General features: G+C 45.3%; 7 protein-coding genes. 2 read left to right on the forward strand and 5 right to left on the reverse strand.

All coding sequences use genetic code 11. The features are described from left to right. Nucleotides 1-367 precede the first annotated feature (367 nt). On the forward strand, nucleotides 368-1990 hold the full coding sequence (locus H8K55_RS21110) for an NAD(P)/FAD-dependent oxidoreductase (RefSeq protein WP_186944214.1): 1623 nt from the start codon (nucleotides 368-370) through the stop codon (nucleotides 1988-1990). Nucleotides 1991-2115: 125 nt separating this feature from the next. Here H8K55_RS21110 and H8K55_RS21115 read toward each other — a convergent pair whose 3' ends face one another. The 5 genes from H8K55_RS21115 to glnA all read right to left on the reverse strand — a co-directional run bounded on the left by H8K55_RS21115 (nucleotide 2116) and on the right by glnA (nucleotide 7923). Further along, nucleotides 2116-2943: an HDOD domain-containing protein gene (locus H8K55_RS21115; RefSeq protein WP_186944216.1), complete on the reverse strand. Its 828-nt coding sequence runs from the start codon at nucleotides 2941-2943 to the stop codon at nucleotides 2116-2118. A gap of 219 nt (nucleotides 2944-3162) precedes the next feature. Continuing rightward, a complete protein-coding gene (ntrC, locus tag H8K55_RS21120; protein WP_186944225.1) occupies nucleotides 3163-4614 on the reverse strand; it encodes a nitrogen regulation protein NR(I) in 1452 nt (483 codons plus the stop codon). Between the two features lie 123 nt (nucleotides 4615-4737). Beyond that, nucleotides 4738-5799: a nitrogen regulation protein NR(II) gene (gene glnL / locus H8K55_RS21125; protein WP_186944218.1), complete on the reverse strand. Its 1062-nt coding sequence runs from the start codon at nucleotides 5797-5799 to the stop codon at nucleotides 4738-4740. A 78-nt stretch (nucleotides 5800-5877) separates the two neighbouring features. Beyond that, nucleotides 5878-6390 (reverse strand): DUF4124 domain-containing protein, encoded by a 513-nt coding sequence (locus H8K55_RS21130; RefSeq protein WP_186944219.1) that lies wholly within the window; start codon nucleotides 6388-6390, stop codon nucleotides 5878-5880. Nucleotides 6391-6507: 117 nt separating this feature from the next. Beyond that, entirely contained in the window at nucleotides 6508-7923 is a 1416-nt protein-coding gene (gene glnA, locus H8K55_RS21135) for a type I glutamate--ammonia ligase (RefSeq protein WP_186944221.1), read from the reverse strand. Between the two features lie 622 nt (nucleotides 7924-8545). Between glnA and H8K55_RS21140 the strand changes: the two genes are divergently transcribed. Beyond that, nucleotides 8546-9004 (forward strand): rhodanese-like domain-containing protein, encoded by a 459-nt coding sequence (locus H8K55_RS21140; RefSeq protein WP_186944223.1) that lies wholly within the window; start codon nucleotides 8546-8548, stop codon nucleotides 9002-9004. Nucleotides 9005-9324 lie beyond the last annotated feature (320 nt).

Consider the following 9324-nt stretch of genomic DNA (forward strand, 5'->3'; position numbering starts at 1 on the left):
AGTGCCCACATTTATTGACTGTTAATTGTTAAAGATCTTATTCTTTTCTACTCAAACTCACCCGAAGGATTTTGTTTTTGCTACGAAGCGTTGTGTTCGTCAGCAGCAGAGAAACGAGATTATGCAGTACTTCTGAATTCCCGTCAACCCCCTGTTTTAACTACCGTTTAAATTTTAGTTTCTTCAACTTAATTTAAACATCAGGAAATCAACGTATTACCGCTTGCATACTTACTTATTTCATCCCCGCATTTCTGCGGGAGGCGAACTATAGCAAAGAATCGATGGTTTGCGCAAGCCTAGATTATTTGGGGCATTTATTCAGTAACAGTTAAAATACGCCTTTGATTTATTGAGCTCTATTCTTATGTTACGCCTTACCGACATTCAACTCCCACTTGACCATGCCGAAGCTGATTTACAGGACGCTATATTAAAACGTTTAAAAATTAGTTCGGATGATCTATTAGACTTCACCATATTTAAACGTAGTTATGATGCGCGCAAAAAAACCGCTATCGTCTTAATCTATACGATTGATGTCACAGTACAAGATGAAGAAACACTATTGCGAACTTTGAAGGACGTGCAGGGCCAAAACAAAGTAGGTAAAACTCCAGACACTAGTTATAAGTTTGTTGCACATGCCAAAGAAACTAGTTTTCCACGACCTGTCGTCATAGGGTTTGGCCCTTGCGGTCTGTTTGCGGCATTAATTCTGGCACAAATGGGTTACCGGCCAATAGTATTGGAACGCGGCAAAGCGGTACGCGAACGCACCAAAGACACTTGGGGCCTATGGCGCAAACGCGAGTTGCAGCCAGAATCGAATGTGCAATTTGGTGAAGGTGGAGCTGGCACATTTTCAGATGGCAAACTCTACAGTCAGGTGAAAGACCCTAAACATTATGGACGTAAAGTACTGACAGAATTCGTAAAATCAGGTGCCCCTGAGGAAATCATGTACGTCAGCAAACCGCACATTGGCACTTTCCGACTGGTGAAAATGATAGAAGAAATGCGCAGCAACATCATCACCTTGGGCGGCGAAATCCGATTTCAGCAAAAGGTGACGGATTTTGATGTGCGTGACGGGCAAATTTGTGGACTCACTATTAATGACAACGAGAAGCTCGTCACTGATCATGTGGTGCTGGCAATTGGACATAGTGCGCGCGATACGTTCCAATTAATTTACGACAAAGGCATTTACGTCGAGGCGAAACCATTTTCAATTGGCTTCAGAATTGAGCATCCTCAATCTATTATCGACAAAGCGCGCTTTGGACCCAACGCAGGAAATAAGATTTTAGGCGCGGCGGATTACAAATTAGTACATCACGCAAAAAATGATCGCTCCGTCTATAGCTTCTGCATGTGTCCAGGTGGCACTGTAGTTGCTGCGACTTCAGAACCGGGGCGTGTAGTGACCAATGGCATGAGTCAGTATTCACGCAATGAGCGCAATGCGAACAGTGCGATTGTAGTCGGCATCTCTCCCGAAATTGACTATCCAGGCCATCCACTGGCGGGAATTGATTTTCAAAGAAAACTCGAGAGCAAAGCCTTTGAAATTGGCGGTGGCACCTATAACGCGCCAGGTCAATTAATCGGCGATTTCTTGGCCAATCGTGCTTCAACCGAACTAGGAGAAGTCGTTCCTTCGTATAAACCCGGAATTACGCTATGCAATCTAACCGAGGTCTTACCTGCATTTGCCATTGACGCGATACGTGAAGCGATTCCTGAATTTGATAAACAAATTAAAGGATTTTCCTTAAAAGATGCGATCCTGACTGGGGTTGAAACGCGGACCTCCTCGCCGATCCGCATTAAACGCAAAGATGATGATTTCCAGAGCTTAAATACACAGGGTCTCTATCCCGCTGGAGAAGGTGCGGGATACGCTGGTGGAATTCTTTCGGCTGCCATCGACGGCATCAAGGTGGCAGAAGCGGTGGCATTGAGTATTAATCAGAAATACAAATAAACGAAAAAAATCAAGAAACGAAAAGCCGGATTGAATGAATCATCCGGCTTTTTGTTTATTTTTTCAGAAATGAGATAACTACTCAAACATTAGATTCTTACAGATCTAGTCTAAGCATTTTGAATTTAACTCACCAACTCTTCAAGACCCGCAGCCAATTCTGAGATAGGCGGCATTTCGGTTAACATGTAGTCAGTTGAGATACCCACCTTAGCCAATACGTCCGTAGGAATTGTTGCCTCCATCTCTTCTTTTGAATATTTGTTTTCTTCTGCACGGGCGCGCCAAACCGCTAAATGAACAACACCAGCCATAGGCTCAAAATTAGCTGACATTAAGGGTTGAGGAAATCCTTTGATGACTGAAGCAAAATTATCGGGAAATCTCCAGCGTCGTGCCAATTCTGCACCCACATCAGAAAAATCGTAGCCGAAAGAAGTACGCTCAACATCTAAACGGCGTGCATCTAACAATCCGGCGATTTTATCAATCTGCAATGTCTGCTCAGGCATTGCAGAATGCATCACCAATTGTCCAATCGCGTGCATCAAGCCTACGGTAAATGCAAAATCAGAGTTGCCGCCTATTTTTTTCGCGAGACACTTTGCGATCACTGCGGTGTGCATGCTATAGCGCCAAAATTGTTTCAGATCGACCCCGGGCATAGCCTTAAAACCACCAGTCAATCCACTGCTGATCACCAGAGTACGTATCGTCATAAATCCCAGCATCAACACTGCATCATCGACGGTTCCCACGCTTCTTGACGAGTGATAATAAGAAGAGTTTGCAAGGCGTAATATTTTTGCACTCAAGACCTGGTCTGCCGCCAATTTACGCGCAATATCGTCAATCGATACGTTGTCGTCATTAAAACTGTCGATAACTTCCTGAACCACTTTTGGAATAGTCGGTAAAGCACCTTGTTGCTGAAATAGTGCGTCGAAATTCATAGATATCTCCCAAGTATTGCAGCATCAAAGAATATTCGAATAATGCGCCAATCAAGTTTAGCCATTGATCAGTGATTTTTCGTGCATGACGCAAATTATGCTCAACCAAGATTTACGATTAAACATCAATTTGCGTAAAGAAATAATACTCCGATAAGTGCTTTAAGAGAACTTTTTTAAATAATAAGCTATAGAAAAAAACGACAACGAAGTTACTTGCTACTCATCCCTGACACCATCAATACTCAATTCTTGAATTTTCCGGCTGATCGTATTTCTTCCTATGCCCAGTCGAATCGCAGCTTCGTTCTTACGACCGTGGGTATGTCTAAGCGCAGCTTTGATCACAACACTTTCAAAATCACGGCTCAATTTCGGCATGATTTCTTGCACGCCTTGCTGCAGCAAGCGCTCTGCTTCGCGCTCCAAAGCTGCAAACCAGAGATGCTCGATTTGCTGAGGAAACTGGACTTGCTGCGCACTCGCACTTGACTCATCTCGAACGACAGCATTTGCATTAAGCGGCAACAACTCACCCGGCAAATCAGCAGTTTCTACCACTTGCCCCGGCGCCATCACCGTGATCCAATTACATAAGTTTTCTAATTGTCTGACATTCCCTGGAAAATCTAATCCAGAAATATAATTCAGCGCGGAATCAGACAAACGCTTAGCGTCCACACCCAATTGTTTGGCGCTTTGAATCAAAAAATGTTTCGCTAACAAAGGAATATCTTCGCGTCGCTCACGCAAACTCGGAACCCGTAAGCGGATGACATTTAAGCGGTGAAACAAGTCTTCGCGAAATACGCCTTCTTTGACGCGCTCTTCCAGATGTTGGTGCGTAGCGGCGATTAAGCGCACGTTCGCTTTTAGCGGTTGATGTCCGCCGACACGATAGAAATGCCCGTCGGACAGCACGCGCAACAAACGCGTTTGCAAATCAAATGGCATATCACCAATTTCATCCAAGAACAGCGTACCGCCCTCCGCCTGCTCGAAGCGCCCTCGGCGTGCCGACTGTGCACCAGTAAACGCACCGCGTTCGTGCCCGAACAATTCTGATTCCAATAAATCTTTCGGAATCGCAGCCGTATTTAGTGCAATGAATGGTTGATTTACGCGTGGACTGTGCTTATGCAAAGCACGCGCCACCAGTTCTTTACCGCTACCCGATTCGCCAGTGATCAACACAGTCACGCTAGACTGCGACAAGCGACCAATAGCGCGAAACACTTCTTGCATCGCGGCCGCGTGTCCAAGAATTTCTGTCTCGACGTCAGAGACCAATTCTACTGTCGCTTCACGTGCACTTTCTTCCAAAGCACGACGAATCAACTCGACAGCCTTCGACAGATCAAAAGGTTTTGCCAGATATTCAAATGCACCGCCTTTGAATGCCGCCACCGCAGAATCAAGATCCGAAAATGCGGTCATGATAATCACCGGCAAACTCGGCAAACGTTGCTTGATCGTTTGTAGCAAATCCAGTCCTGACGCGCCATTCATGCGTATATCTGACACCAACACCTGCGGTGTCTCATCATCCAGTGCCGTCAAAACATCGTCTGGATTAATAAAGCTACGTGTGACAAAACCTTCGCGTGCCAGGGCTTTTTCTAAAACCCAGCGTATCGAATCATCGTCATCGACTATCCAAATGTTTTTCATCATTGATCAGCATCTCATAAATTAAATTTTTTCTTGCCGCATGTTCCACTTATCTGCTTAGCTTAGCGCACCGTTTGAGCGCATCTTACCAAGTTCTCCAAGCGATATATGCGCGATTATGGCTCACGGCAACGGAATCAAAATCCGAAAATCGGTACACCCCGGACGGCTTTCACAATCAATTATTCCTGCGTGCTGCGTAACGAACGCCTGTGCGAGCGTCAAGCCCAGGCCACTTCCACCGTCACGTCCCGACACCAGTGGGTAAAAAATCCGGTCTCGAATATTCGGAGGAATTCCGGGACCGTTATCAATGATATGCAAGTCTAATGCCAGCCTATAACGAATTTTTGCGAGCGTGACCTGGCGCACTACGCGCGTCTTGAAAACAATCTCTGCGTCACCTTCTGCCATCCGCATTCGCAGTGCTTGTGCCGCATTGTGCGCGATATTCAATACCGCTTGAATCAGCTGCTGTTGGTCACCACGAAATTCTGGTATCGATAAATCGTAGTCGCGTTTAATCGTCAAACCTTTGGGAAATTCAGCAACGATCAAGCTACGCACACGTTCGCAAACTTCATGAATATTCACGTCGGCAATCACTTGCGGCAGGCGGTTCGGTGCCAATAGGCGATCGACCAAGACCTGCAAACGATCCGCTTCTTTGATAATTACTTGGGTATATTCGCGCAATTCTTTTGCGTCGCGCTCGGGCAGCTCTAACTCTAACAATTGTGCCGCGCCACGAATTCCACCGAGTGGATTTTTGATTTCGTGCGCCAGATTGCGAATCAGTTCTTTGTTTTCTTTGTTCTGATCTTGCATGCGCTCTTCACGATCTAACTTGAGCTGCTGCACGTTTTCACGCAATTCGATCAACACCGGCGTCTCTGCATGGTCGAGTGCCGTCACAATACTGTGGACATGCAAGGGTTCATGCCCATTTCTTTCCAAAATCAAGTCTTGCCGCCTATCAGCAAATTGCTGTGCTACCGCCTGTTCAAAGCCCGTCAACAGTTCATCACCATTGAGAAACAAATCCTTTAGCTGCAATTTATAGAGTAATTTAAACGGACGTTCCAGCAAATTTTCGGCAGCCGGATTGGCGTACACGATGCATCCTTGAGGATCCATCACCAATACTGCGGAGGCCAATAAATCTAATCCTGCGAATTTATTCATGATTTGGATTACTCTTGAAATCGGATTAAAAAAAGGCCGCAACAGCGACCTTTTTTCATATGCCTGCAAGCGCAGACCTTATTTCAGGTTGCTAATTTCACGTTTCAGCGCTTCGATATTTTTTTCTGTGCGCGCCAAATCATTTTTTAAATTATTCACCCGCTCTACATATTTTGCCGGCTGACGCTCATCCGCACGACGCTCAACCTCACCGCCGTTATATTCTTTTTTGATCGCTTCTAACTTTTGCTCTTCAACTTTGAGCTCATCCAACAAAATTTGTTTTCTGTCTGAATCACGCGCTTTTTGAGTTCCTTCATCCACTTTAGGGAAACCGCCCGGACTTGCGGCTGGTTTAGCCGACGTGGCTGACGCGACTTTTTTGGCGGACGCAGGTGCGGGAATAGTATTTACCTGCGGCAGGTCCACCAGCTTACATCCCTTGGTAATACCTGTATTTTTGTATTCTTTCTTGCCGTTTGCATCGACACATAAATACACATCGGACTGCGCGAGCACAGGCGCACTGGTCGTAATGGCCACACAGGCCAGACCAAACAATGCGCCAAAACCGATTAGATATTGCTTCATAGTAGGTAATATAGAGTAGTCAATAAGAGCTTAGTGTATGCCAAGCAATGATTTTGCACAATTACCCATCTTACTTCGAATAAAAAAGCGGGGCTAACCCCGCTTCTTTTACATCAATTACAGAGAGTAATACATGTCAAACTCAGCAGGATGTGTAGTCATACGCATACGCTGTACATCTTGCATCTTCAATTCGATGTAAGCATCGATCATGCTTTCGCTGAATACACCACCGCGTGTCAGGAATTCACGGTCTTTGTTCAATGCATCTAAAGCTTCTTCCAAAGAAGCGCACACTGTTGGGATCAATGCATCTTCTTCTGGTGGCAAATGGTACAGATCTTTCGATGCCGCTTCGCCTGGATGTATCTTGTTTTGCACGCCATCTAAACCAGCCATCATCAAAGCAGCGAAGCACAAGTATGGATTCGCCAATGGATCTGGGAAACGCGCTTCAACGCGACGTGCTTTTGGATTCGCAACGTAAGGAATACGGATAGAAGCAGAACGGTTCTTCGCAGAGTAAGCCAATTTTACCGGTGCTTCGTAGCCTGGAACTAAACGCTTATAGGAGTTAGTGCCTGGATTCGTGATCGCGTTCAATGCTTTAGCATGTTTGATGATACCGCCGATGTAGTACAAGGCGAAATCAGACAAACCAGCATAGCCGTCGCCAGCGAACAGATTTTTGCCATCTTTCCAGATGGATTGATGCACGTGCATACCAGAACCGTTGTCGCCAACGATAGGCTTAGGCATGAAAGTCGCTGTCTTGCCGTAAGTGTGCGCCACATTCCATACAACGTATTTCAAGTTTTGCGTCCAGTCAGCACGCTCTACCAAAGTGGAGAAGCGTGTACCGATTTCGTTTTGACCTGCACCAGCTACTTCATGGTGATGCACTTCGACTGGAATGCCGAGGGATTCCAAAATCAAGCACATTTCAGAACGCATGTCTTGGAAACTGTCGACTGGTGGCACTGGGAAGTAACCACCTTTGACTGTAGGACGATGACCTGTGTTACCGCCTTCGAGTTTTTCGCCTGTTGTCCATGAAGCTTCGTCAGAATCAATCTTCACGAAGCAACCGGACATGTCGATTTTCCAACGTACGCTGTCGAAAATGAAGAATTCTGGTTCTGGGCCGAAATAAGCGGTATCGCCGATACCTGAAGACTTCAAATAAGCTTCTGCGCGTTTCGCGATAGAACGTGGATCACGGTCATAGCCTTTACCATCTGCTGGCTCAATCACGTCACATTGCATAAACAATGTCGTTTCTTCCATGAATGGATCGATATTCGCCGTGTTTGGATCTGGCATCAACAACATGTCAGAGGCTTCAATACCTTTCCAGCCAGCGATAGAAGAACCATCAAATGCATGACCCGATTCGAATTTATCAATATCGAAGTGAGAAATAGGCACGGTTACGTGCTGTTCTTTACCGCGTGTATCCGCGAAACGGAAATCAACGAATTTGACTTCGTTGTCTTTCGCCATCTTCAACACTTCTGCTGGGGTCATTGCCATTTGAAACTCCTTGATTGTTCAAAATAATTGTTCAAAATAATCGTTCAAAAATAGATTTAAGAACTACAACATCAAATCAAAATGCATCAGAAATAGACGATATTGCCGCAATCTATCTCTATTCTCATTCTTTTATGTGACACCAAGATGGCAAAATTCTGCAAAACGCACCATCACAATGCAAACGAGAACGAAGAACTCGACGAGGATATTAGCAGAAAGCGTGCCATGTACAAGAGAAAGAAGACAAGAAAATCTGCAGAATTAAGTCTTTGTTTTATATAGAGAAATCTCATTTCAAGGAATTTAATGCCATATTCGCAAAACATTATGCGCACCAAAACCATGCACAACAAGTTGTACGCACCAATTTAGTGCGTGCAGTGCACCTCAATATGGTGCATTGAAAATCAAGCCAAAACGTCTTCAGGTGACACGCACTTCCCTATTCCATAGTGTGATGCCACCGTTCACGCAAATTGCCAAACAGAAATCCACCGCAGCCGTAAGAACAGGTTCTACAATAGATATTGCACTGAGCTGAGATGGTGATCACACCATCAAGCTCTATTAAACAAAATAGAAGCAAAATAGAAGCAAAATAAAAGTAAAGGAAGAGTCTATGAGCGAGATACTCGATAAAGCAAAGCAACGCGGACAGGAACAACAATTACCGTATGCAGGCGCAGTCACACCGGAGGAAGCATTTCAATTATTACAAAATGATAATCGAGTACTACTAGTCGATGTACGTACTAATGCAGAACGTGATTGGGTCGGACGCGTACATATTGCGGAGGAACAACATAAAGCTGTGCAATGGAGTTTGTATCCTGGTGGCACGCCGAATCCAAACTTTATGGCGCAATTAGCGACAGCCATTGCGGATAAAGATACGACTATCTTGTTCTTATGCCGTTCAGGCGTACGCTCCCGCCACGGCGCAAAACTAGCGACCGAAAACGGTTACACCGCTTGCTACGACATTTTGCAAGGATTTGAAGGCGATAAAGATCATCATGGTCATCGCAAAACTGTTGGAGGCTGGTGTTCGGCAGATTTGCCTTGGATGGGGGCCTGAATTTTGAAACCTGTTACGCCAAACTGAGCACAACAAAAATGCAGCTCAGAGATCACCCTCTGCGCTGCATTTTTTTGAACTACATAGAAGTTTATTTGATAGAACTTACGCAAAACAGACACTGGAAATCAATGGAGTCAGGTAGGGTGCGCCGCGCGCACCAAAGCCTTGGGCTATGTGTGTGGTGCGCACAGCGCACCCTTGTATTATGAATGAAGAGTCGGTATTTTCACGGACTCGATGTTTTAACAGTTTTTGATAGGCATATCAGAAACGAGCAACTGGATGCCGTGCGCACCCTTTGGTTAAAAATCAGTGAC

This window comes from Affinundibacterium flavidum, assembly GCF_014284175.1.
Classification (GTDB): Bacteria; Pseudomonadota; Gammaproteobacteria; order Burkholderiales; family Burkholderiaceae_D; genus Undibacterium; species Undibacterium flavidum.